This is a genomic window from Vibrio agarilyticus (assembly GCF_012641465.1).
GTDB classification, from domain to species: domain Bacteria; phylum Pseudomonadota; class Gammaproteobacteria; order Enterobacterales; family Vibrionaceae; genus Vibrio; species Vibrio agarilyticus.
In genome coordinates this window covers 96512-121075 of sequence record NZ_JABAIK010000007.1, presented here as the reverse complement: position 1 = coordinate 121075, position 24564 = coordinate 96512, and the positions used below count along the sequence as shown (strand labels likewise).

Here is a 24564-nt window from a genome sequence, read left to right as displayed (position 1 = left end):
AAGCTCTTGCAAACCTCATCACACAGGTTCTCTATGTTCACGAAGTGGCCAGGAAGTGTTCGCGAAGTGCTCGAAGGCCTGTTTGGTTGTCGTAGCTTTCAGTATGATGAATCCACAACGCCGCACTGAGTGTGGCGTTGCTATTTTAGCTGAGTGTTATTTCGTCGCGCAACTTGGCGCTGAAATGTACTCATCGACCATTAATTGACCGCGCGAGTTACGCAGTTTAATTCGATATAGCAAGCCTTTATCGAGTTGTGATTTAATCTCAGGGTTATTGCAATAATAACTGACACTGGCGCTAACAACATCACTGATAGGTTTAGCTCCCGGAGCACTGTCGTTGTATATCATCATGATTTCAATCACGTGGCGCTTGGCTGTGGCACTCATCACTTGCAATGGGCCATATTCCAATGGCAGTCCTGCGGATAAAATCCCTGCTCGGTTGGATGCAAGAATTTCAAGTTGGCGTGCTTGCTCATCATTTGAGGCGCAGCCTGACAGGGTTAAGATAGATAGGGCGCTGCAGAGTAGCCCTACCATCCGTTTCGAAAATCGCATCATAATTTAAAAGACTTTTTTAAAGGGTTTGACGGTAACATGAGCGTAGACGCCGGCTTTGATATAAGGGTCGTCATTGGCCCACGCTTTTGCCGCGTCAAGCGAGACAAAGTCGGCAATAACGGTTGAGCCAGTAAAGCCCGCTTCACCAGGGTTCTCACTGTCAATTGCAGGCATTGGGCCTGCGGTTAATAAGCGCCCTTCGTCGCGCAACTGTTGTAGTCGAGCTAGGTGCTGTTCACGGACACTCAAGCGTTTTTCTAACGAGTTCTCAATGTCTTGAGCAAAAATTACGTACCACATGGTCAATCCTTTTGTAGTGAGTGTTTTGGGTCCAGTCATACCCAAGTGATGTTATTTGCGAATCGGTCGCGGTTTGCCATGCTCATCCACAGCAACATAGTTAAACGTTGCTCCGCACACCTTATAGCGATCGCCAACACCATGATCGAGCACCGGCTTTACCCATACTTCAAGATCGATGCTCATTGACGTGCGGCCAATTTTGCGGCAATCGCCATAAACGCAGACCACATCGCCGACAGAAACCGGCTGTTTAAATTCGATACTCGATACTGAGACGGTCACAATCTTGCCATTTGAGATTTCCTTGGCCAAGATGCCACCCGCCAAATCAAGTTGGGACATCAGCCAGCCGCCAAAAATCTGTCCCGCAGCATTGGTGTCTGATGGCATTGCCAAGGTTCGTAATAGTAGCGAACCCGACGGGTTTTGAATGGCTTGGATCGTCATCTTAATACTCCATTGATGGCGCAGTATAGGGCGTTATGCAAATTGAGTTCGACACAAAAATGCGGCCTTGAGGCCGCAGAAAAAACATTTGAGTTATTCATCTGAAGTCGATGCAGATGAATTTTTCGCCTCTTGTGGCATTTTCTTATAGATGTAAATACCCGTAACCACCATAGCACCAAGTGTGGCTGCAAGTAACCCAAAGACTTTAAAATTGACCCAGACATCCAGTGGCAACGAATACGCAATGTAAATATTTAGGCCTGCGCAGAATGAGAAAAAGCCCACCCAAGCCCATGTGACATTAGCCCAAACTGAATCTGGTAGAGCGATCTCTTTTCCAAGCATGCCTTTGATAACTGACTTACCAATCGCGTGCATCACTGCAAGGCCAATCGCAAACATGGCGTAAACAATCGTGACTTTCCATTTAATGAAATTATCGTCTTGCAGAAAAATAGTCATGCCACCAAACAGCGCTACCAGAACGAAGGTAACGAGCTGCATTTTCTCGACCTTTTTGTATAAGGCGTAGGTGATAACAAGTTGCACAGCGGTCGCCGCAATAAGTGCGCCCGTCGCGATATAGATATCGTACATCTTATACAGAGCAAAAAAGATGATCAGAGGAATAAAATCGAGCAGTTGTTTCATAGTTGCAAGTGTGTCCCTTGTGACAAATTGCCCTCAGTCTAGCGAAATTTCCCCCAATGTGAATAGCGACCAACAAATCGAAACACATTCGTATCACGATTTGAGCGAAAAGTATTGTCACTAGTGCACTATTTTAGTGCGCTTCGGTGCACTAAAGTAGTGCGTCTTTTGGTGAGGGGCCAGGATGAGAGATAGCTCGAGTCGAGCAGCAATAACGAAATCTATTAATACATTGAAATGTGAAATGGATCTGGTTCGTTTTTTGCACGATAGTTTACAAAACTGTCTCAAACAAGATAAAAACATTAAAAAAAATTAAATGAGGTGTAACTAATGGATTTGACTCACCAAGAACGTCATTGGCTAAAATGGTTCGGCGCAACAGGAAAGTTGGCGATGCGCAAAGCGTGCTTTCTTAATCGAAATCGAACCCGTGAATTGGAACAGACATTTGAGCGAATTGCTCAAACGCGCGTCGACCTGTTAAATAGCTGGGTCGCCAATCAATGGAACTTCCTCGAAGACGCCGCTTTGTATCTTTCAACCCGCTCAGAGGTGGTTGATGATGAGACACTGGCTAAGCTGCTGCAGCGAGGGCGTGATTTTTCAGAATTGTTTGTGGTTAACGCGAAAGGGACAACACTCACATCAAGTTATGTTGGCCATAAAGGGCAGGTCAATATCGCTCCTAAGGCGCTGCAAGCGGGGTTAGTGAAACGTTATCTTCATGGCCCATATGTGGACAAAGCCACGCTGGAAGTGGGACCGTCAACATCGGCATTTCATGACGAAGTCACTCTCATGTTTTATGTGCCTTTTGTGATTAATGGAGACGAAGCGTTTTGTTTGTGCGGGCGCGTCCCAAATGATGTGGTTGGCGATCTTATCCAGCGTGAAGCAGGGCACATCTACAGTGAGTCTGGTGATAACTATATTTTTATGGTCGATTCCCAACACGATGGCCGCATTGCTCCAGGCGTTGCTTTATCCCGTTCACGCTTTGAAGACAGCACGTTTTCTCATGGTGAAAACCTCAAGCAAGGTATTCGCACTGATTGGGGCACGGTGAAAATTCATCGTCATACCGAATTTGAAATTCGTTTTACCGATCCGGCGACAAACGAGCTGCATCCGGGCGTGCGCGAAACCATCAAAAATGGCAGTAACCTTTATATCGAGTATCCAGGCTATTCGGATTACCGACATATTCCTGTGATTGGCAAAGGGGTGACGTTTCAACTGGACGGTTCGCCCGATACCTTTGGCATGATGTGCGAGTCGGATCTTGAAGAGGTGTATCGCGATCGAAGTGTTGGTTATTCGTTAACTAAGCAGTTTTATGCCAGCATGATAGCGACATTGTTTTTGCCGTTTTTGGCGGCGCAATGGATGATGTTATCGCCACTGCTTCATGTGGCCCTCATGTCATTATGCATGTTAATTAGTGGCAGTTTGTTTTATCGACTGAGTGCCAAGCCTCTAAGTCAAAAAATGAAACAGATGACTCAGGTGATGCAAACGCTTGCCGAAGGGGATGGTAATTTAAGTCAGCGACTGGATCCTGCCACCTTCAGTAGTGATGAGTTGGGTAACTTAGGTCGTTGGACCAACAGTTTTATTGATCATCTTGATAATATTATTCGTGAACTTATTCATGCGAGTAGCGAAGTTAAGCAGGTTTCTGAGTCGATGTTTCGCCGTAGTCAGGCGCTGAGTAGCGCCAGTGAAGCGACATCGGGGTCATTAACGCACATGTTGACTCTGAGCCAGCATCAACAAGATGAAATCACTAACGCCAATGTTTCAGCCACGCAGATGGACGTGGTGATGAAAGAGGCGGTAGAGAGCGCGGAAGCCGAATATTTGCGCGCAACCGAAGGCATGAACTTGGTTAAAGATATCGTCGAAAATTCAGCAATCAGTGTGAATGAAGTCAACAGTGAGATGGGTAAAGTCTCAGACATTATCGATATCATCACCGATATTACCGCGCAAACCAATTTGCTCGCACTTAACGCCGCGATAGAAGCCGCTCGAGCTGGAGAGCATGGCCGAGGCTTTTCTGTGGTTGCCACCGAAGTACGCACACTTGCAGATAGAACTTCAAGCGCGGCGCAACACATCGGGCAAATCATGCAAGAGCTGCACGATAAATCGCAGCGCGCGGTAAAATCGATGGAGCAAGGCGTGCAGAACGTGAGTAATGGCAGTTTGATGGTTGACTCAAGTGAGCGTAACCAACAGATGCATGATGCGGTTTCAGAGTTATTTGGTACGATCTCTGCGCTGGATAAAAACAGTGCCGACAACCGTGACAGTGCAGCGAAAGCCCAGACATCGGTACATCAATTGCAAGTTTCGACTCAGCAATTGGCGCGTCGCGTCACCTTGATGAAAAATGTACTCGGGCGTCTGGAACAATTAATTGGCCGCTTTGAGGTGAGTCGTAAAACTCAATTTAGTGCCGTGCGCTAAGCTAATTAGCTACTATACCCAAGTAACCTCACTTAAAATAAAGCACCCAACAAAATAAGTTGGGTGCCTAAATTAACGCTGACGTTTTCGCTTAATGTTTGCAGCGAAAATCTTTGGGTTTAATCGTGCAGCGGATGGATTGATATGCCTTTTGATAGCTAATCTCCATTGGGTATGCCGTGCGCAGTTGGTCGTAGATCTCAAGCGCCGCAGTGTGGCGATTGGTGTGAAACAGCGACCATGCCTTTAACTCTGCCAAATCAAAACTCTCACCATAGCGCTGTTCATACTGGCTGATTTCGTTTAGTGCTTGTTCGTATTGGGCCTGCTCGAAATAGCTAATGATGTGGCGCTTGCCCAATTGTTGCTGCAGTCGATACTGGGTGTCCGTACTTGGCAACTGGCCGACTTCGTTCATCGCTTGATGGTTAAAGCCCGCTTGTTCGAGAGCCAAAATATAGCCATGGCGCGCGTTAGTGTACGCATTACTTGTCGGTTCAAGTTGCGGGAGCGCTTGTTCAAATACTGCCATTGCAGAGTAAGGGCGCTGCAAATCATAAAGTTTCCACCCTTTGAGCGCTAATGATTCACCATCGAGCGATGGCTTTTTCGCGAGCGCATTTAAACAAGGTGCGGCGGGAGCACCTGTTTGACACAGGGCAGCAACATCATCATCGCCTGAGGCGATTTCGAGCTCGAGAATGCTTGGAAAGCGTTTGGCGTATTGCTGCTGAGTTTGAGTAAAAGGCTCTGGTTGATCGCTCAAAATGTAGCTGTGCAGTAACCCTTTGACTCGTTTTTCTGAAGGCCCCGCCCAACTTATCGCATGTTCAAACCACTGCTGCGCTCGATGCGGCTGAGCGTTATCGAGATACTTCCAGCCTAACGTTTCAGCAATCTGACCATTGCCACGTGTCTTAGCAATGCGCTCGGCGTGGCTAAGCTCCTCACTCGACACTGTTTTTTGTTTTAAACGTGTCAGCCGAATGTTGTCCTTGGTTTCTTGCACAAGCTGGGTATCAGGCGCTGTGCTCTGCTGATATAAGCCTAAAATGTGCCCATGAGCTGAGGCGTTGCTCCAACCGAGCATTTTTTGAAAGGTAGCGCGGTTGTATTGCGCGCATTGGTTAAGTAGGTTTTGATACTTTTGTTTGGCTTTAGGGCCATAACCGCTGCCCATTTCCGCGCGCAAATCTTGCCATTGCCATTGAATGCGTTGACAGTTTTGCCATTGCGGTTGTGACTGAGCCAACTTTTCGGCTTCACCAAATAGTCGTTGCTGATTAAGCTGAGTTAACTGATGTAGCACTTCTCGGTAGCGAAGTTCGTCTTGAAGTGCGGCGGAAATCGGCGTTTTCTCGGCGGCGACTTTGGTACTTTGCCAACCTTGTTCATCAAGTTGCATCCAAAGCTGCGCTTCGACAGTGTCCGCTTCATCGAGCTGGGAGACGGTAATATCAAGCCTCTCATCATAAAGCGTAATGGCGTTATTGGGCGCTTGCCGCTCTGCCGCGTTTCCTACACGATTTTGAGCGCTCTCATTTGCGATGACAGCCGCGCTGAGGGTCATGGATGCGATTGAAATTAAAGCGATAGGAGTGTTCATTTACAAAACCTCTCTTGATATGCGATGTGTGCGAGCAAAACGAGACTGTCGGAATAGTAGTCTTGACCAGAGACACGCTGGTGGATCCCAGAGGATTGAGATGGTGCAACGATGGAGGCTTGAACCAATTCACCAACGGCAAAGGCACCCGCAGGCGGTGCGTAGTTTGCGGTTTTTCCCGAAAGAAGGTTGACCCACGCAACATTGTTTTTTTCCAGCCAATCGAGGTATTTGAGGCTCAAAAGGTGTTGATTGCCGCCCCAAATGAGATACAGCGGAATGCGATAACTTGAATAACTAAATTCGCTCAAAAAACCATCGGCAGGTTGCCATTGCTGGCGAGAAAACTGCAACCAATCGGTGGGCAGGCGAGCGCCACCATATTGATTCTTGCCCAATATTCGCAGTCCACTTTGCGCGACTTGCTGCCATTCCTGGCCAAAATAGACAAATTCATTGAATGCGGGATAGACCCAATAGGCTGGATTGACCACAGTGGCATGAGGCTTTTCAAAACCAATGGTTCCCGGTAGAAGCACTTGCTCGTCATCCAATGAGCGCAACTGAGTTGATTGCAGCTCGGTAATAATTGCTTTTGCATCGCCGAAATAGGGTTGATGACGCCATTTATCAAATGCTCGCAGCAGTGCCCAGGCAATAAAAACATCACCGTCAGAGGCGTTATTTTCGTCCGGCACATTGGGCGGCTGTTCTTGCCATTTCCAAGAAAATAAAGAGTCTTGCTCGCGTTGCAGGTGGGTTTGCGTCCAACGCCATAAGGTCTCAAAACTTTCTCGGTCACCAAAATAGACCGCCATAAGCATGCCGTACCCTTGGCCTTCACTGTGTGAAATGTTTTTATTACCGTTATCGATAATCCGCCCATTTTCGCTAAGAAAGCTGGCCTTATATTGCTGCCATTGTGCGTAAGGTTTTTTGCAGACTTTATCGATTTCAAGTGCATGCGTTAAAGGTGATTGTGCGAGCCATCCGAGAGCAACTGTGATGCCAATGGCTTTGGTGCGGAGGCGAAAATCGCGCGGTGTTAAGTTGGTCTTCATCGTTTGTTCTCCACAGCTCGAGCAATTATCCATGACAGCAGCCATGCGATTAAACAGACCATCACCGTAAGCAATGCGGGATAACCCCAAAATAACGCGGTGAAGATTTGATCAAATCCGGCAGCAAAAATATCTTCGGTTAACATACCGTTAGGTGTGTTTTTTTCTGCGGCGTTAAAAAAGTGCTGCCAACGCTGCAAATCGTAACTTTGCACACGGATGCCATACCAGTCGTTGTCGTTGTCTTGGTAGACAGATGCAATGGCGTCACGTGAGTGATGTTCGAGCGGACTGTGGCTTGAATATGAGAGCGGCGATGACGATTGAGCGCCGTTGGTGGTGCTGATAATGTCAAACAGCGCTTGGCGAATCGCAATTAAATGGGTCTGAGATTTGACCGATTCATCGTGGGTTGGAAATAACGGTGTTTTGTGCGCGGTTAAATCGAGACTGAATGGACGCTCAATTTGACGATTGTCGCTGATCAAAAGCTGAGTTAATGGCTGCTCGGTTTGGAGTGCCACATTGGCCAAAATGTGCCATAAAAGTTGCTGCTGGTCTGCCGCGCTGCTATCAACAATGATCTGAGCGTTGGCGCCGAATTGATCGCTGAGCGCAAGAAAATCATGCGCCGTAACGTTGTGCCCTTCGGTCGGAACATAATTGAGCCATGGCGCAAGCACCAAGTTGGATTGCTCTGCCATCAGCACTGGAAACGCGTTTAGGCTCTCATCGTTTTGCGCAGGACCAAAGACTTCTATGGTGATGTCATTTAATCCGGGGCGAAAGTGCGCCATCGAAATGTTGAGGCGATAGTGCTGCTGCTCGCGCCAAATACTTGAACGCAGTCGAACACTGCTAGCGTATTCGCCACCGACTCGAATCACCAGATTGCCGTCACCAGGTTGCACTTTGGGGTGGGTTAGCAAAAGGTTCATTTTTGCGATGGCACTACTGTCCATCACGGTATTTGCTGGTATGTGCACTTGGAAGTTGAGCGGCACACCAGTCAAATTTTGTTGCGATGTAAAGTATGCCATGGGGTATGAAATTGTAGGTTCAACATACCGTGTCGCAATGGTTTTCATCGGCATCGATGTGGTGTAGGTCTGATTTGGCAGCGACGAATGATGCGATGAAAAAAAGTGAATTGCTTGAGCGAGTTGCGTTTCATTATTTCCGCTGATGACGAGCTGGTACGATTCAAACTCACTGTCAGGATGCAGTCCAATGTATGGGCCTGTGATGGCTGCGGCGGCAGCCTGACTCAGCCGATTGTTCTCGATTAAAGCCGCTTTAGTACCAAACCATAGCGTGAGTGTTGAAAGCTGCGCTTTGGTTTTGTTCTCATCGTTCTGTTTCATCGATGCAACATGTTCAGTTAGTGCCGAATTATAGTGCAATGAACTCAGCTCAAAACCAGCTCTCAGCGTTAAGCCTTGAACTAACATGGCGGCATGAGACAGTGAAGTCGGGGCGGTATTATCGCCAACCGATTGCAGATGAACCGTATGACGGTGGAAATAGCCATTGCGCAGCATTTTTTCAAAGTTTGCCAATGTGTTGCCAAGTGGCATCGTCGATTGTTCGCTGGTGAGCCGATAGAATGAATCGGTATTGCTGATCGTGGTGACTAACTGGCTGCTGTCGAGCCACTCTGCGCCACTGGGTACCGTATGTTTAATTTGCACCGTCAGCACCGCGTTTGGCTCACTAAAGACCGATTTTGGCACCACCATATTGATGTATTGGTAACGATCGACCTGTTCAAGTTCGACTTGAGCCAGTGGTAAACCGGCCTGAAACAGCCACAATTGAGAGCTCAAAATCGGGTTGTTATTGTAAACCGCGAGGGTTAATTCGAGGTTTTCAATGGCTTCATTTTTGAGCAGTTCAAACGGAATGTCGACACTTTGGCTTTCTCCGCGCAGCACGGTTTGCGCGTCAATGCCTGACGCGAAATTAAGCGGAACGGTGAGCGCCCAAGCGCTGGAGTGCCATATGAGCATCGCGATGGGTAGAAGTATCAGTTGTAGTAGTCTCATTTTTCAATGACTCCCTTCATGGGTTTGCGTGAGTCAACGTGGCGGGTATGCCAAAACATTCGCAGCAAACGTGTCACGTGCGACGCTGCGAGAGTGAGCAGATGGTGAATCGAACCAACGACCGAGCGCGCCATTTGTTCACTTGCCAATCGAGAGTCGCGCCAGGGCTGACTATCCGCATAGGTCTTGCGATACAGCGCTGTGAGCATCGGCAGCGTCGTGTTTTCGGCTGAGGTGGCGTGTGATGTGTTGTTTGGTCGGTCAATCTGGCAACAGAGCTGAATACCTTGAGCACGTGCGTTTGAGCTGCTGACCATCATGGGCACAGTGACGCGTGTGAAATGCGGTTTCGCCGCGTGACTTGTCGCTGAATTCACCATGTACTGTACATCGATGCGATCGTTGCGTTTGGGCCATTGTGGCGGTGCCGCTTCGATATGTTTTTTGTCTACAATTGACCCGAGCTGGTTTTCAGCCACACTATTTATCGGCTTTAAGCTCAAACGGGCGCCATTCATTGAAATGTCTTGCAGTTTTGCGCTAAATCTGTGGTCACCAAATCTGACTATCGCCCGTTCATTTGTGGCCATTCGCGGGGCTTGGCGGCGCTGTTGGCGCTCAAGCATGCCTCCGAGGCAAAGCACCACAAGCACGAGGTTAATGCTGTTAAAAATCAGCACCAAAATTAATTGGCTTTGCTGCTCTGCGAAGCTGAAATAACGATACAGCCCCCAAAGTTGCGCCGCGCTTAATAAAGCAAGCGTTGTCACCATAATTGGGGTCAGCTTTGAAAACGTGGTTTGCTGAGTGGTTTCTCCTTTTGGTGTCACCTTAAAACTGGGTTTTTTCGGCTGCACTAACACCGCAAGGGTCGGCAGAAGTAAATAAATTGAAAGTGCGGTTTCATAAAGTTCCGAAAAAAAGGCTTGTCGCGTGCGGCCGAAAATTTGCTGGGTGAGCGCCATACTGATTAGCAGATGCGGAATGACGTACACCATGAAATCCCATGCGCTGCCGACGAAAATCTGTAAATCGAACAGCAGGTAAAGCAGTGGCGATAGCAAAAAGACGCTGCGGAAAATCGGAAAGAACCAATAGAGCGTTGAGTTGAGGTAACACAGCCGCTGTGGCAGTGTTAGCCCTGAGCGCAGCATAGGGTTATTAAGCAAAAATATTTGAATCATGCCTTGGGCCCATCTGGCACGCTGGGTCACGTAGGCGCCAAACGTATCGGGTGAGAGCCCGGCAACCATAGCGATGTTGAGATACGCACTGTCCCAACCTTTGGCATGAATATTCAGTGCGGTATCGGCATCTTCAGTGATGGTTTTGGTATCAATGCCGCCTACCTCAAGTAGCGCTTCGCGTCGAATCACCGCCGCTGAACCACAGAAAAAGCAGCCGTTCCAATAATCCATGCCAAGGAGGATTTTGTTATAGAACATCTCGTTTTCGGGCTGCACTTGGTTATCGATGCCAAGGTTTCGATCAATTGGGTTAAGCGTGACAAAAAAGTGTGGCGTTTGAACAAAGCCAAGCTTAGGTTTGGCCTGAAATAGACCGACGGTATTGGTCAAAAAATCTCGCGTCGGGACATGGTCGGCGTCCAAAATCAGCAGCAATTCACCGTGAGTACACCGCAGTGCATGATTGATGTTTCCCGCTTTAGCGCCCTCGTTATTCGGCCGTGTGAGGTACTTTGCGCCCACATCAGCGCAAAATGCCTGAAGGGTATTCGCACGACGTTTGGCCTGTTGCGCGGTTGCAGTATCGCCATGGAAAAGCTTTTCGTGTGTGCCGCCGTCATCCAACAGGTACACATTGACAACACCTGCGTAATCAAGCTGGGTGGCGGCTAAAATCGTGGGTTTGACCACGTCAGGGCTTTCGTCATAGGTTGGAATGTAAACGTCTATGCTCGGCAGTGGTTTGCTCTTATCTATCGGCGTCACTTTTCGCTCATAGGTCTTGAGTGTGACCACCATCCCTAATACATAAATCAGCACGCCATAACACTCGGCAAACAGCAGCAGTAAGGCAAAAGGCAAGTCCAGCGCGCTTTCCCAAGGCAGGGATTCGGAATAACGCCAGACAATGTAACGAATGGAAATAAAGGCACCGAGCAGCATCGTAAACGCGCGAAGATGGCTCGATGTGGTTTTTGTAAAGGCGACCACGACGACAAACGCACTGACGGAGAGCCACAAATGCGTTTCAACCGACACGTCCATTTGCACCAAATAAAGTAACACTGTCACAAACGCGGCGGTTAATAGAACTCGACCGAACGTTTTAAGTGGGGAAGCGTTTTGTTGAGCCATTTTATTGCCCCCAGCTTAAGGTTGGTTGAGAGGAAGGTGCAAGCCATGTTGGGGTTGGTTGTGCACTGATGTCACTGCAGACGTGAGTAAACAAAGAGATCCATTGTTCTTGTCGCCTTTGATACTGACTGGTGATAGTGCAAATTTCATTTTTGGCTTTGCTTGAGCGCCACACTTCGAGTGGGCCAAGAGCATTAAGCGATTTTTGACTATTGCTATCAGGCGTAACAAAACCAAAACGCGAAGGAGGTTGCTGTATCGGCTCTTCTGCCACAATTTGGACGATGATGTTTTCACCTTGTTGGCTGGATTCGTTGGGCAATAGACTCCAAAACCATGTTTGTTCGGGTTGGGTTTGTCGGTAGCTTTGTAAAATAAACCCATCGCTGATTGGAACGGGCAGCTCATAAGCGCTGATCCGTTCTGGGTCTTGATAAGCGTGGCTGAGTTTCGGGCTGGATTGGCAGCCACTCAGTATGAAGATACTGAAGGCTGCGGCCAGCAGTGTCCTTTGGGCCATGATGTTATTTCCTCTTCCTGATAAGCCGAACTTAGTAAGAGCAAGGGGTCTGCCAAGCTTGAGTGGATAAGGAGACTTTTTAATAAAGCGGAGAGAGATCAGCGGATTGGCACGATTAATGTGCTACTTGACTCATAATTTTATGTGCTCATTTGCGTATGTTTTGCAATATGCCACTTATTTTGACAATGAAATTTCAAAACGCATCAGCGTGGAAAGGGAAGTGATACGTTTGTTTGCGTATTTAAGTATTTACTCAAAAGCAGAGATGGTGTGTTATAACTGCGGTCGTCAAGTAGGACGGATATATACCCAAACAACTTAGAGATGCAGGTAGGCGGCAAACGAACAAAGCCTCTGAGCACTTCGTGAACATAGATACACTATGTGATGAGGCTTGTGAGAGCCAGCCAACGCCGCGGCAACGCCAAGTAGGACAGATATAAAATCAAGGATGATGATGGAACATATAGAATGGAGTGACTTCCTAAAAGTCGATATTCGTGTCGGAACGATTGTTGAAGTCGAGGCGTTTCCTGAAGCGCGCCGCCCCGCTTACAAGTTGATGATCGATTTAGGGCCAGAACTTGGCGTCAAAAAATCCAGCGCACAAATTACCGCTCTCTACACCAAAGAAGCTTTACTCGGTAAGCAAGTGCTGGTGGTGGTGAATTTCCCCCCCAAACAGATTGGGCCGATCATGTCGGAATGTTTAGTCACAGGCTTGTATCGAGAAGATGGCGCAGTCGTACTCTCTAGTGTTGACCTACCCATGCCAAACGGCGCGCGATTGGCCTAAGGTTGATGACGCGCGCCGTTTAAAACTAACGCTAAGCTTTGCGCTGGAACTGCTTAATACTTTTTTTATTTTGAGTGCGCCGATTGGCTTTTTTGTCTTTAGGCGCGCGCTTTGCCGTTCCCTCGGAAGGGGTGTCAGTAACAGGAAACCCATCGAGCGGGCGTAGTGGCAGTTCGCGCTTGGTTAGCGTGCGAATGGCTTCTAATGCGCCCGCCTCACTGTGACAAACCAGAGATAACGCGGTCCCGGTTGCGCCAGCGCGTGCTGTGCGACCGATGCGGTGAACATAGACTTCACTGTGCTGCGGTAAGTCAAAATTGATAACCAAAGGCAGTGCATCAATATGAATGCCTCGTGCTAACACATCTGTCGCTAACAATACCGACACCTCGCCAGCTTTAAATTGCGCCAGGGTTGACTCTCGCTCGGCTTGTGTCTTTGCACTATGGAGTGCCTGAGCTGAAATACCCGCTTTAACCAATTTTTTGCATAGGCTATCGGCGCTGCCTTTTTCACCGATGAAGGCCAACGCTTGAGCGTCACTATGCTGTTTGAGTAATGCAATCAGTGCCTGTGGTTTGCTGCCCTTATTGACAAGATAAAGGGTTTCATCAATCGGGCTGCTGTGAGCGTCGTGACCATGCGTGGCATCATCAACACCATGAGTTGGCGCAGCGTGTAGCTCGACAGCGTGTGGCATAAGCTGCTTGGCTTTGGCCTTAAGTTCATCTGAGAAAGTGGCAGAAAACATCGCAATTTGGCAATTTGATGGAATACGCGCAAAAATCGCGACTACATCGGACCAAAAGCCCATATCTAACAAACGATCCGCTTCATCGAGTGTCACCATAGCCAATGCAGATAGTGGAAGAAGTGCCGCGCTCTCATCGTCTTTCATCAAATCGAGCAGTCGCCCGGTTGTGGCAACCAATAGACGCGGGCGTTGTTTTAGTGCGTCGATTTGGGCGGATTTGTTTTCACCACCACACAATGCCATTGTTTCAATACCCAAAGGCTGAGCAACGCGCTCAAGGGTCTCTTTCACTTGGATCGCAAGCTCTCGAGTGGGGACTAAAATCAACGCGCTGACAGTCGGTGACGCAAGCAACTTCTCAATCACAGGTAAGCCAAAGGCGAGCGTTTTACCACTGCCAGTATTTGCTAACGCCAGCACGTTATTGCCTGTGAGCAGTTTTGGAATCGCAAGGCGTTGAATTTGAGTAGGTTGCTCTATATCGCGTGGCAAAGCGCTAAGCACTTGAGGGCTGAGTAATACGGAAAAAGACATGTGCGTTACCTATGAGTGTGCCTTAAGCGTCAAGTTGTTTGGGTATGTACCACAAAATGTGGATAAAAAAAGTCAGCCATTTTGACAAATCGCTGACTTATCTTCAACTGAGGTGACGCAGTGTCTGCATTCTCAAGTGGATTAGGTTATTTCTGCGTTGCGGCCTTCATCGCGCTAATGAATTGGGTCAGTTTTGCTAGCATGGTTTCAGGGGCATCGCGATGTTGCTCAATTATTTTTACAACCGCCGAACCGGAAATGGCGCCAGCCGCTCCAGCGGCAATCGCTTGAGAGACTTGAGCTGGCTCGGAGATGCCAAAACCAAGCAGCGCTGGTGGCGCATGGTAGTCACGTAATTGGTCGAGCAGATGCTCCACTGGCATATTGGCTTTGGTCTCAGCGCCAGTCACGCCAGCGCGCGAAAGCAAATAAGTATAGCCTTGGCTCAATTTGGCCACTTGCTTCAATGTTTGCGCACTTGCCGTTGGTGGTGCAATAAAAATAGGGTCGATATCGAAGCGCTTAGCGGCATCAACGAACAGTTCGCTTTCATTAGTCGGAACATCGGCAATCAGTACTGAGTCGATACCTGCGTTTTGACAGCGTTGATAAAAATCCTCTACGCCACGAGCGTAAACCAAATTGGCGTAGACTAACAAACCGATGGGCAGTTGCGGGTAGCGCTGACGAATGGTTGCAATGATCTCAAAACAGATATCTGGGGTCGCACCTGCGTTAAGAGCGCGCACGTTTGCCCCTTGAATTGTCGGGCCATCGGCGAGCGGGTCGGAAAACGGCAGACCTAATTCAAGTGCATCGGCACCGGCGCGCACAAGCGTGTCAATAATCTCAAGTGACAGCTCCGGATTTGGGTCGCATACCGTGACAAAAGGAACGAATGCCCCTTGATTTTGGCTGGCTAGACGATCAAATAGATTCTGATAACGACTCATTAGAGCACTCCTTTCTCTTCGAGGATCTTGTGGACGGTGAAAATGTCTTTATCACCGCGGCCAGAGAGATTCACTACCAATAACTGTTCTTTCTCTGGGTTGTCATGCGCCATACGCAGTGCGGCTGCAAGCGCGTGAGACGATTCCAGTGCGGGAATAATGCCCTCATGGCGAGCGAGCGCTTGAAACGCCTCCAGCGCTTCATCATCAGTGACGTTATCGTATTCTGCGCGACCAATGGCGTTGAGATAAGCGTGTTGCGGCCCAACCGATGGAAAATCGAGGCCGGCTGAAATCGAGTAGGACTCTTCCACTTGACCATATGAATCTTGCATTAACGGCGCTTTCATACCAAAGAAAATGCCGGTTTTGCCATGTTTTAATGGCGCGCCATGCTCGCTGGTGTCGATGCCTTTGCCAGCAGGTTCAACGCCAATCAAGCGTACACTGGGTTCGTCGATAAAATCAGCGAACATGCCAATGGCGTTTGAGCCACCACCAACGCAGGCAATAACCGCATCGGGAAGGCGGCCTTCACGCGCGAGAATTTGATGTTTGGTTTCTTCACCAATGATGCGCTGAAACTCACGTACTATGGTTGGGAAAGGGTGGGGGCCTGCAGCAGTACCGAGCAGATAATGCGCCTCTTGATAACTGGCCGACCAATCACGCATCGCTTCGTTACAGGCGTCTTTTAAGGTCGCAGAGCCTGAATGAACCGGAATGACTTCGGCTCCCATCAAACGCATTCTAAAGACATTGGGACTTTGACGTTCGACATCTTTTGCTCCCATGTAGACGCGGCATTTAAGCCCCAGCAACGCGCATGCTAGCGCGGTCGCAACGCCATGTTGGCCTGCGCCGGTTTCCGCAATAATTTCGTTTTTGCCCATGCGCTTGGCGAGAAGCGCTTGACCCAACACTTGGTTGGTTTTATGCGCGCCACCGTGCAATAGATCTTCACGTTTAAGGTAGAGTTTGGTTTTTGTACCTGCGGTGAGATTGCGCGTTAGCGTTAATGCGGTTGGGCGTCCGGCGTACTCTTGCAGCAGTGACATGAATTCGCTACGAAACTCGGGATCTTCTTGAGCATCGATAAACGCTTGCTCAAGTTGATCAAGAGCAGGAACCAAAAGCTGCGGTACAAATTGGCCGCCGTATTCGCCGAAGTAGGCATCAAGTATTGCCATGATGAATGTCCTTAATATTGTCGAATTGCAGTAAATGCACGCTGCAATTTATCCTGATCTTTGGTGCCCGGAGTGCTTTCCACTCCGGAGTTAAAATCGAGTCCCTGAGTACCAAGCTGAGCTGCGCTTTGTGCGTTAGTGGGGTTTAGCCCTCCTGCGAGCATGACTTGGCTAGGTTTAGCGATGAGCTGCCAATCAAAAGAGGTGCCAGTGCCACCGCTTTGCTTGCCAACTTGAGCGTCGAGTAAATGGCGATCAACGCCGTATTCGATGAGTTTTGGCACGTCCTGACTGACGCCATACGCCTTCCAAATTTGAACCTCTTGGGGTAACACGGCTCTTAGCTCTGCAATGTATTGCTCGGTTTCGTTGCCATGCAGCTGTACCGCATAAAGTGCCAACTGCTGCGCGTGCTGGGCAACAAAGGACACGGTTTGGTTTTGAAACACGCCCACATAACGTAACAACGCATGGCGTGTGATGCTTTTCGCTTGCTCTAAAGTAACATGCCGCGGCGACTCAGGCACAAAAATGAGTCCGCCAAATACCGCACCGGCCTGATAGGCGTATTGAGCATCTTGGCCAGATGTAAGGCCACACACCTTGTTGTCGCCCAAAATCACCTGACGTACTGCCAATTCAAGATGGTCACTTGCCATGAGTGAACTACCAATGAGAAAGCCATCGGCGTAGTTAGCCAGATCGCGCACTTGCTGGTGGGTGTAAATACCAGATTCGGAAATCACAATGCTATGGGGAGCTTGCGCGCGCAGTTGCGGCGCAAGTTGCTTGGTGCGATTAAGATCCGTGGTCAAATCTCGTAAATTGCGGTTATTGATGCCAATTACGCGAGCGTTTAGTGCCACCGCGCGAGTCAGTTCCGCCTCGTTACTCACTTCTGTTAACACGCCCATTCCCAACTGGTGAGCAATGTCGGAAAGTTCAGTGTATTGAGCATCGTCTAACACCGAGAGCATCAGCAAAATGGCATCAGCTTGATAGTGACGCGCCAAATAGACCTGATAAGGCTCAATCATAAAGTCTTTGCACAATATCGGTTGTGAGACTTGGTTGCGCACTTGTGTAACAAACTCAAATTGACCTTGAAAATACTTTTCGTCGGTCAGTACTGAAATGGCGTCAGCGTGGTGGCGATAGACACTGGCAATGGCATCTAAGTCGAAATCGGCGCGAATCAGCCCTTTGGATGGCGAGGCTTTTTTGCATTCCAAAATGAACGCACTGTTCTCACCACTCAGCGCTTGATAAAAGTCTCGATCGGACGGGGTCAACGTTGACTGAAAAGTGTTCAGCGGCTGAGCGGCTTGGCGCTTGGCAACCCACAAGCGTTTGTCGACCACAATTTTAGCCAATACCTCAGCCATTGCGGCTTCTTGTATCGAGACATGCTCAGAGAGCTGTTGATTATTGTGTTCCATTTTTATCCTCGCGCAGCCAACTGCTGAACTAATTGATACGCTTTGCCGCTGTTCATCGCCTCGAACGCTTTTTCGGTATTGGCTTTAAGATCATCATGACCAAATAAACGCATTAACAGGGCCACATTGACCGCGACGGCAGACATCTGCGCTGGCGTGCCTTGACCATTTAAAATTTGCGTCACGATAGCGCGGTTTTCATCAGGGCCACCGCCTTTGATTGCATCCAAAGGAAAGCGGTCCACGCCAAAATCTTCAGGAGAGAGGCGGTATTCATGAATTTCATTATCACGAATTTCTGCGACTAGGGTGTCGCCGTGAATCGCCACTTCGTCCAATTCACTGCCGTGTACCACAGCAGCGCGTTTCATACCCATTTGTAACATGGTTTCTGCAATTGGGCGTACCAGTTCTTCGCTGTAGACCCCCATTAATTGAATGCTGGGGCGAGCTGGGTTAATCAGTGGACCTAAGATATTAAAAATAGTGCGAGTTTTTAGAGTCTGACGCACTGGCATCGCGTGGCGCACTCCACCGTGGTATTGCGGCGCAAATAAAAATGCCACGCCAAGATCATCGACCGCTTGACGGGTATTTTCAGGGCTCATTGCCAAATCAATACCAAAAGAGTCGAGTAAATCCGAGCTGCCTGATTGGCTAGAGACGGAACGATTACCATGTTTGGCGATTTTTAGCCCGCAAGCGGCAGCAACAAATGCCGCAGTCGTAGAGATGTTAATCGTGTTGTGACCATCACCACCGGTGCCAACAATGTCAGCAAAATCGTAATCTGGGCGTGGAAACGCTTTGGCGTTTGCCAGCAGTGCTTGGGCGGCTCCTGCGATTTCATCGGGTGTTTCGCCTTTGACTTTTAATGCTGTGAGCGCCGAGGCCATCACAATAGGATCCATTTCACCGCGAATGATCTGGTCAAACAGTTGTTGGCTTTCGTCTTGAGTCAGTGATTGTTGCTCATAAAGCTTATTGATGATTACGTCCATTATCCTAACTCCTGTCGTTGCGGTTTGGTGGTGCTTATTTGTCGGTCATGCTTGTTCTGAGCCCATTCAATGGCGTTGACCAGTAAGTTGGCGCCAAAGGTGGTCATAATCGATTCGGGGTGATATTGGAACCCACACACGCGATGGTCTTCGTGAACCACGGACATCACCAATCCATCGACTTCGGCTGTGATTGTCAGGCTCTCAGGCACTTGCGTCGCGACCAGTGAATGATATCGAGCGATGGCGAGAGGGTTGGGCAGGCCTTGATAGATAGCGTGGTTTTCATGGGCCATCATCGAGGTTTTGCCATGAACGATATTCCCTGCGCCTTCGACAACACCGCCATAGGCTTCGACAATGGCCTGGTGCCCCAGACAGATACCAATCATAGGGACTTTGCCTTTGAGACGTTCAATCAGTTCTGGCATGCAGCCAGCGTCGCTGGGTTTGCCAGGGCCCGGCGATAGCACGACGACGGGGTTTTCCATCTGGCTTAATGCATGAATGATGGTATTGGCGTCAATATGATTACGATAAATGGTCACTGGGTAGCCAAGCGCGCGAAACTGATCAACCAAGTTATAGGTAAAAGAATCAAAATTATCGATAAATACAATCTGGGTCATATTAGGCTCCTTGGTGCGCCGCTTGAATGGCAGTGAGGACCGCCTGCGCTTTACCTCTGGTTTCATCGGTTTCGGCAATGGGATCTGAGTCAAACACCACACCAGCACCAGCTTGAACATGGGCGATGCCTTGCTCAACGTAAGCGGAGCGAATCACGATACAGGTATCTAATGTGCCATCGCCCGTGAGATAGCCAACTGCGCCGCCATAAGCACCACGACGACGGCCCTCAACTTGGCGAATTAACTGCATTGCGCGGATTTTGGGCGCGCCAGTTAATGTGCCCATATTCATACACGCTTGATAGGCGTGAAGCGCGTCAAAATCGGGGCGCAATTGGCCGACCACGCGAGAAACCAGATGCATGACATGACTGTAGCGGTCAACTTTGAGAAGGTCGGCCACGTGACGTGTGCCCGGCGTCGAAATGCGTGCGACATCATTGCGCGCAAGGTCAACCAGCATCATATGCTCTGCGTTTTCTTTGGTATCGCTGCGCAGTTCCAACTCAATACGGCTATCCAAATCAAGATCAATCGTACCGTCGGCCTTTTTACCACGGCGTCGCGTGCCCGCAATCGGATAAATCTCGACTTGGTTACTCTGAGCATCGTATTTCAGCGCACTTTCTGGCGACGCGCCAAACAAAGTGAAGTGTTCATCTTGCATGTAAAACATGTAAGGGCTTGGATTGGTTTGTTTTAGTACTCGATAAGCCGCCAGTGGCGAAGGGCACGGCAGCGTAAAGCAGCGTGAAGGCACCACTTGGAACACGTCGCCGCGCACTACGTACTGTTTTAAATCGGACACAATAGTGGCAAAGTCGTTATCACTAATATTTACCGACACCTTGAGCGGGCTAGTGGTCTGTGCAATGGGCGCGGTATGAACACCGTGGCTTTGCTGTTCAATCTGATTTAAGCGCTGCTGTATCTGCTGCGAAATCGCCTGTGTCGTATCAAACAGTGAAGCTTGTAGAAGGCAACTTTGCGCTTGGTGATCAATGACGAGCAAAGTTTCGGCGACGTAAAAAACGTAATCAGGACAGTGATTGTGTTCATCTGCGCTACCTAACGGCTCAAAGTTAGCCACGAGGTCATAAGCAAACAGACCACCAACAAACAGAGCGTACTTATCATGTTCGGGTAAGTTAACACTGGTACGTATCAAGCGCAGAGCGTCAAAGGAGGAGCTTTGATGCAGCTTGGTATCTTCATCAAGCGCATTGTCAGCAGGAGTAAAACCCAGGGTAAGTTCTGTATAACCTTCGCTTTGACTTAATTGAATTGAAATCGTATCGGCTGACGTTTTTTCTGCGGCGAGATGACGATTTACTGCGTGAAGCAGGCGATCGCCATTGGCCGTGAGGGCGCTCAGTGTTACTTGTTGACCGCGACATACGATGCGCACCGCGGCATCGACCAGCAGTAAGCTTTTGAGATTTTGTTTCGAGTCGATCTCAGCCGATTCGAGCAGCAAACTGTCGCTTTTATCACCGCACAGCGTTTGAAATAGTGCCGTAGGGTCATCACAGTACGCTAGCGGTCGCGTCATCACAGTCAGCTCTGCAGCAGAGCGCGCGCTGGTAGCGGTAATATCAAATCCTGTTGAACTCATCGCGTTAGTCACAAAACCTCCTAGGATGCACATCGAAAAATAAAAAACGCCCGTGTTAACGGGCGTTTAAATGGAAACTTCGCGTAATTTACGCATACCAAAACGCCCAAACTGATTGGCACCACAATTGCCACTTCACGCTGTCGCGCGAGACGGAGATAAGTTTGTCATTCTTATTTGCGTTAAATTCTTGTAACATGGCAATTCAAGGCTGTGGTCGTGTTTGCGTACTAGTAAACAAGTACAGCAACAAAATGTCAACCCTTTGAACAAAAAAATGCGAATAGATTTACACAGCCATACCACTGCCTCCGATGGGCGTTTGACTCCTACCGAATTAGTTGACCGCGCGCTACAGTTTGAACTTGACGTGCTTGCTATCACGGATCATGACACGCTGGCAGGTCTTGACGAAGCGCGTCACTACATTACTCAGCACAATTACCCACTGACGTTGATTAACGGGATTGAAATCTCGACCGTGTGGTATAACAAAGACATTCATATCGTAGGATTGAATGTCGACCCGGAAAATGCCCAATTGCAGGCGTTAATTTTTGAGCAGCAGCAACGACGTCATGGTCGTGCGGCAATGATTGCCGAGCGCTTAGAAAAGGCGACGCGGCCAGGTGTCTTAGATGAGGTTAAAGATATCGCCGGTGATGCGCCAGTGACACGGGCTCATTTTGCCAAGTGGTTGGTTGAGCAAGGCTTTGCTAAAAATATGCAGCAAGTGTTTAAGAAATTTTTGACGCGCAATAATCCCGGTTACGTTCCACCCAATTGGTGTTCAATGGCAGAGGCGATTAAGGCCATTCAGGCCGCTGGTGGGCAAGCGGTACTTGCGCACCCTGGACGTTATGGCTTTACCGCAAAATGGTTAAAACGGCTATTGACGGATTTCAGCGCAGCCGGTGGCGATGCAATGGAAATTGCGCAGCCGCAGCAATCTCAGCAAGAACGCAGGCTATTGGCGGATTACGCTATTAATTATCAACTATTGGTATCGCAAGGCAGTGATTTTCATTATCCCTCACCTTGGATGGAGCTAGGGCGAAATTTATGGCTCCCTTCGGGTGTGGCGCCTGTATGGCAGAATTGGTCATTACCTACAAATAAGGGAGTGAACGACGCGACTTAGGTCGACAAAATAACGTGATCCAAAGCGCATTCATCGCGTATAATCATCGCGTTGAATGTGTGATTTTACACACATGAGCGCTCAATTATGGCTTACTCATGAAGCATCACGTTGCTCAGTGCGTCTGGCCGTTATTCATAAGAAAATTACAAGGACAGACGATGAGCCAGTTTTTCTATGTTCACCCAGAAAACCCTCAGGCACGCTTGATAAGTCAAGCTGTGGCAATCATTCGCAATGGTGGCGTGATTGTTTACCCGACAGATTCCGGCTACGCGCTAGGTTGCCAGCTTGAAAACAAACAAGCGCTAGAGCGTATTTGTCAGATTCGCCGCCTCGATGAACGACATAATTTCACGCTATTGTGCCGCGACCTCTCTGAGTTGTCGCTTTATGCTCGTGTTGATAACAGCGCATTTCGTTTGCTGAAAAATAATACCCCCGGGCCGTATACCTTTATTTTTAAAGGTACCAAAGAGGTGCCGAGACGTTTAATGAACGCCAAACGTAAGACCATTGGTATTCGAGTGCCAGATAATAAAATCGCGCTGGAATTGCTTGAGGCGTTAGGTGAACCTTTGATGTCTACCTCGCTGATTTTACCGGGCAACGATTATACGGAATCGGATCCAGAAGAAATACGTGACAAACTTGAACACGCGGTTGATGTGATATTAAACGGCGGCTATCTCAGCTCTCAGGCGACGACTGTGGTCGACTTCAGTGATGATGAGCCACAAATTGTCCGTTTAGGATCTGGCGATCCTAGCGCATTTGAATAGTCTTTCTACCCGTTCCACTTGAAGCCGTTTGGGTCTCCCTTGTTTTTGTAAAGCGTCGCTGGCAACAGGGCGCTTTTTTAGTTCACGAGTAAGACGTGTACGCGAAAATAGGCCAAATTGGGGCTTGTGACCTAATTTGCAGAGTGCGCATTTCTTGAAAATGGGCCGCTTACAATTGACGGAATTAGTGATATACTGCGCGGCCGCATCGACTGATGCATTACCCTCATTCAGCAATGACTCCAAAGGCTGATGAGCGTATCATTCCATCCCGATTGTCTCTTAATGAGACAATACGACGTCTGTGAAGACGACAAAAAGGCAGATTGAAGATAAATGAACGAAAAATTGCAGAAGGTGCTGGCTCGTGCTGGCCACGGTTCACGTCGCGAACTTGAAGCTTTGATTAAAGCCGGTCGTGTTAGTGTTAACGGCGTGGTCGCTAAGCTTGGCGAACGACTGGAAGAAGAAAGTGCCGTTGTGCGTATTGACGGCCATATTGTGTCTGCGAAGGCGCAAGAAGAGGTGATTTGTCGAGTGCTGGCTTATTACAAGCCGGAAGGAGAACTTTGTACTCGTCATGACCCGGAAGGTCGCCGTACTGTGTTTGATCGTCTGCCAAAAATCCGCGGTTCACGTTGGATTTCCGTTGGTCGTCTTGATGCTAACACCTCGGGTCTTTTGCTCTTTACCACAGACGGTGAATTAGCCAATCGCCTAATGCACCCTAGTCGCCAAGTGGAGCGTGAATATTTGGTGCGTGTGTTTGGTGAAGTCAACGAAGCCAAAATTCGTAACCTTGTCAACGGTGTTCAGCTTGAAGATGGCCTTGCCCGCTTTGAGGACGTGGTTTACACCGGCGGAGAGGGTATGAACCACACGTTTTATGTGGTGATCAACGAAGGGCGTAACCGTGAAGTGCGTCGTTTGTGGGAATCGCAAGATTGTACCGTGAGCCGACTGAAACGTGTTCGTTACGGTGATATTTTCCTTGATAAAAAGTTACCACGCGGTGGTTGGATGGAACTCGACCTTAAAGAGGTGAACTATCTGCGTAACTTGGTTGAATTGCGTCCAGAAAACGAAACCATGATGGATGAAACCAAAGCGAACAGTTCACGCAAACGTGAGCGCGCTCGTAGTCAGAAGATCCGTCGTGCAGTTAAGCGTCATGAAGAGCGTGTCAGCGCGCCAAAAGGCCGCAGTAACAATCCTCGTCGCAGCAAGAAAGCGGCAGGTGAGCACGGCGCTCGTAATAAAACGCGTTGAGTGTTATTTCGTTGATGTATACCCGTCCTACTTGAAGTTGTTTGGGTATAAGTTATAAAAAAGGCTTTCAAATGAAAGCCTTTTTTGATCTCTATACCCTAACCTTTTCAAGGGTAGGGATAGATTGAAATCAATTAATCACGCTTCCACAGCATGAAGCACGATTTTTCATCAGGATCACGACTGATTAGCATACGAGCGAACACATCATCAAGCTCGTCATTCGCTTCGTTGACCAAACCGATACGAATTTCAGCGTAACGTTCTTTATCGACTTCAAAGCCCGTATGAGCTTCCCAGTCATCACCCGTTTCAACCCATTCGGCAGCGCCACGATCTTCAAACTGCGCTGTGAATAAAATCACATCGGCGGGTTCAAGGTTGTCAGGCGCCATTTCAAGGAAGATGTCGTATGCGGCATCAATGGCATCGTCGTAAGAAATCAGCTCAGCCATG

The 24564-nt window shown here is 48.7% G+C and carries 22 protein-coding genes; 5 read left to right on the top strand and 17 right to left on the bottom strand.

Annotated elements, in window-relative coordinates:
- Positions 1-156 precede the first annotated feature (156 nt).
- From HGP28_RS08915 to HGP28_RS08900, 4 genes are all read right to left on the bottom strand, one after another.
- Positions 157-546 carry a GspS/AspS pilotin family protein gene (locus HGP28_RS08915; RefSeq protein ID WP_168836189.1) on the bottom strand — a complete coding sequence of 130 codons (390 nt, stop codon included), beginning with the start codon at positions 544-546 and terminating at the stop codon, positions 157-159.
- 24 nt (positions 547-570) lie between these two features.
- Positions 571-867 carry a YciI family protein gene (locus HGP28_RS08910; protein ID WP_168836099.1) on the bottom strand — a complete coding sequence of 99 codons (297 nt, stop codon included), beginning with the start codon at positions 865-867 and terminating at the stop codon, positions 571-573.
- Positions 868-918: 51 nt separating this feature from the next.
- Complete coding sequence (gene yciA, locus HGP28_RS08905; RefSeq protein ID WP_168836098.1) at positions 919-1317, bottom strand: acyl-CoA thioester hydrolase YciA; 399 nt, start codon at positions 1315-1317, stop codon at positions 919-921.
- Positions 1318-1410: 93 nt separating this feature from the next.
- Entirely contained in the window at positions 1411-1971 is a 561-nt protein-coding gene (locus tag HGP28_RS08900; RefSeq protein ID WP_168836097.1) for a septation protein A, read from the bottom strand.
- 333 nt (positions 1972-2304) lie between these two features.
- On the opposite strand from HGP28_RS08900, the gene HGP28_RS08895 reads away from it, so the two are divergent.
- Positions 2305-4446, top strand: a complete 2142-nt coding sequence (locus tag HGP28_RS08895; protein ID WP_168836096.1) for a methyl-accepting chemotaxis protein — start codon at positions 2305-2307, stop codon at positions 4444-4446.
- A 91-nt stretch (positions 4447-4537) separates the two neighbouring features.
- On the opposite strand, the gene HGP28_RS08890 is transcribed toward HGP28_RS08895, so the two are convergent.
- From HGP28_RS08890 to HGP28_RS08870, 5 genes are read right to left on the bottom strand one after another with little or no spacing between them, the layout of a single operon-like run.
- Positions 4538-6052: a tetratricopeptide repeat protein gene (locus HGP28_RS08890; RefSeq protein ID WP_168836095.1), complete on the bottom strand. Its 1515-nt coding sequence runs from the start codon at positions 6050-6052 to the stop codon at positions 4538-4540.
- Complete coding sequence (locus HGP28_RS08885; protein ID WP_168836094.1) at positions 6049-7113, bottom strand: family 8 glycosyl hydrolase; 1065 nt, start codon at positions 7111-7113, stop codon at positions 6049-6051. The genes HGP28_RS08890 and HGP28_RS08885 overlap by 4 nt, the downstream gene beginning before the upstream one ends.
- On the bottom strand, positions 7110-9158 hold the full coding sequence (locus HGP28_RS08880; RefSeq protein ID WP_168836093.1) for a cellulose biosynthesis cyclic di-GMP-binding regulatory protein BcsB: 2049 nt from the start codon (positions 9156-9158) through the stop codon (positions 7110-7112). Before HGP28_RS08880 ends, HGP28_RS08885 begins: the two co-directional genes overlap by 4 nt.
- Positions 9155-11479: a UDP-forming cellulose synthase catalytic subunit gene (gene bcsA / locus HGP28_RS08875; RefSeq protein ID WP_168836092.1), complete on the bottom strand. Its 2325-nt coding sequence runs from the start codon at positions 11477-11479 to the stop codon at positions 9155-9157. The genes HGP28_RS08880 and bcsA overlap by 4 nt, the downstream gene beginning before the upstream one ends.
- Position 11480: 1 nt before the next feature.
- Entirely contained in the window at positions 11481-11999 is a 519-nt protein-coding gene (locus tag HGP28_RS08870; protein ID WP_168836091.1) for a hypothetical protein, read from the bottom strand.
- Between the two features lie 460 nt (positions 12000-12459).
- Here HGP28_RS08870 and HGP28_RS08865 point away from each other — a divergent pair, with 460 nt between their 5' ends.
- Positions 12460-12798 carry a tRNA-binding protein gene (locus tag HGP28_RS08865; protein WP_168836090.1) on the top strand — a complete coding sequence of 113 codons (339 nt, stop codon included), beginning with the start codon at positions 12460-12462 and terminating at the stop codon, positions 12796-12798.
- 31 nt (positions 12799-12829) lie between these two features.
- On the opposite strand, the gene HGP28_RS08860 is transcribed toward HGP28_RS08865, so the two are convergent.
- The 7 genes from HGP28_RS08860 to HGP28_RS08830 form a co-directional block, all read right to left on the bottom strand.
- Positions 12830-14086: a DEAD/DEAH box helicase gene (locus HGP28_RS08860; protein ID WP_168836089.1), complete on the bottom strand. Its 1257-nt coding sequence runs from the start codon at positions 14084-14086 to the stop codon at positions 12830-12832.
- Between the two features lie 146 nt (positions 14087-14232).
- On the bottom strand, positions 14233-15039 hold the full coding sequence (trpA, locus tag HGP28_RS08855; protein WP_168836088.1) for a tryptophan synthase subunit alpha: 807 nt from the start codon (positions 15037-15039) through the stop codon (positions 14233-14235).
- Positions 15039-16229: a tryptophan synthase subunit beta gene (gene trpB, locus HGP28_RS08850; RefSeq protein WP_168836087.1), complete on the bottom strand. Its 1191-nt coding sequence runs from the start codon at positions 16227-16229 to the stop codon at positions 15039-15041. The genes trpA and trpB overlap by 1 nt, the downstream gene beginning before the upstream one ends.
- Before the next feature lie 11 nt (positions 16230-16240).
- Positions 16241-17668 carry a bifunctional indole-3-glycerol-phosphate synthase TrpC/phosphoribosylanthranilate isomerase TrpF gene (gene trpCF, locus HGP28_RS08845; RefSeq protein ID WP_168836086.1) on the bottom strand — a complete coding sequence of 476 codons (1428 nt, stop codon included), beginning with the start codon at positions 17666-17668 and terminating at the stop codon, positions 16241-16243.
- 2 nt (positions 17669-17670) lie between these two features.
- Positions 17671-18669 carry an anthranilate phosphoribosyltransferase gene (gene trpD, locus HGP28_RS08840; protein ID WP_168836085.1) on the bottom strand — a complete coding sequence of 333 codons (999 nt, stop codon included), beginning with the start codon at positions 18667-18669 and terminating at the stop codon, positions 17671-17673.
- Positions 18669-19298, bottom strand: a complete 630-nt coding sequence (locus HGP28_RS08835) for an aminodeoxychorismate/anthranilate synthase component II (protein ID WP_168836084.1) — start codon at positions 19296-19298, stop codon at positions 18669-18671. Before HGP28_RS08835 ends, trpD begins: the two co-directional genes overlap by 1 nt.
- 1 nt (position 19299) lies before the next feature.
- Positions 19300-20853 carry an anthranilate synthase component 1 gene (locus HGP28_RS08830; RefSeq protein WP_439333847.1) on the bottom strand — a complete coding sequence of 518 codons (1554 nt, stop codon included), beginning with the start codon at positions 20851-20853 and terminating at the stop codon, positions 19300-19302.
- 340 nt (positions 20854-21193) lie between these two features.
- Here HGP28_RS08830 and rnm point away from each other — a divergent pair, with 340 nt between their 5' ends.
- The 3 genes from rnm (at position 21194) to rluB (ending at position 24108) form a co-directional block, all read left to right on the top strand.
- Complete coding sequence (rnm, locus tag HGP28_RS08825) at positions 21194-22057, top strand: RNase RNM (RefSeq protein ID WP_168836083.1); 864 nt, start codon at positions 21194-21196, stop codon at positions 22055-22057.
- Between the two features lie 161 nt (positions 22058-22218).
- Positions 22219-22839, top strand: coding sequence for an L-threonylcarbamoyladenylate synthase (locus HGP28_RS08820; RefSeq protein WP_168836082.1), 621 nt, complete (start codon positions 22219-22221; stop codon positions 22837-22839).
- Between the two features lie 336 nt (positions 22840-23175).
- Positions 23176-24108: a 23S rRNA pseudouridine(2605) synthase RluB gene (gene rluB / locus HGP28_RS08815; RefSeq protein ID WP_168836081.1), complete on the top strand. Its 933-nt coding sequence runs from the start codon at positions 23176-23178 to the stop codon at positions 24106-24108.
- 134 nt (positions 24109-24242) lie between these two features.
- Here the strand turns inward: rluB and HGP28_RS08810 are convergent, their stop codons facing one another.
- Positions 24243-24563: an HI1450 family dsDNA-mimic protein gene (locus tag HGP28_RS08810; protein WP_168836080.1), complete on the bottom strand. Its 321-nt coding sequence runs from the start codon at positions 24561-24563 to the stop codon at positions 24243-24245.
- Position 24564: the final 1 nt, after the last annotated feature.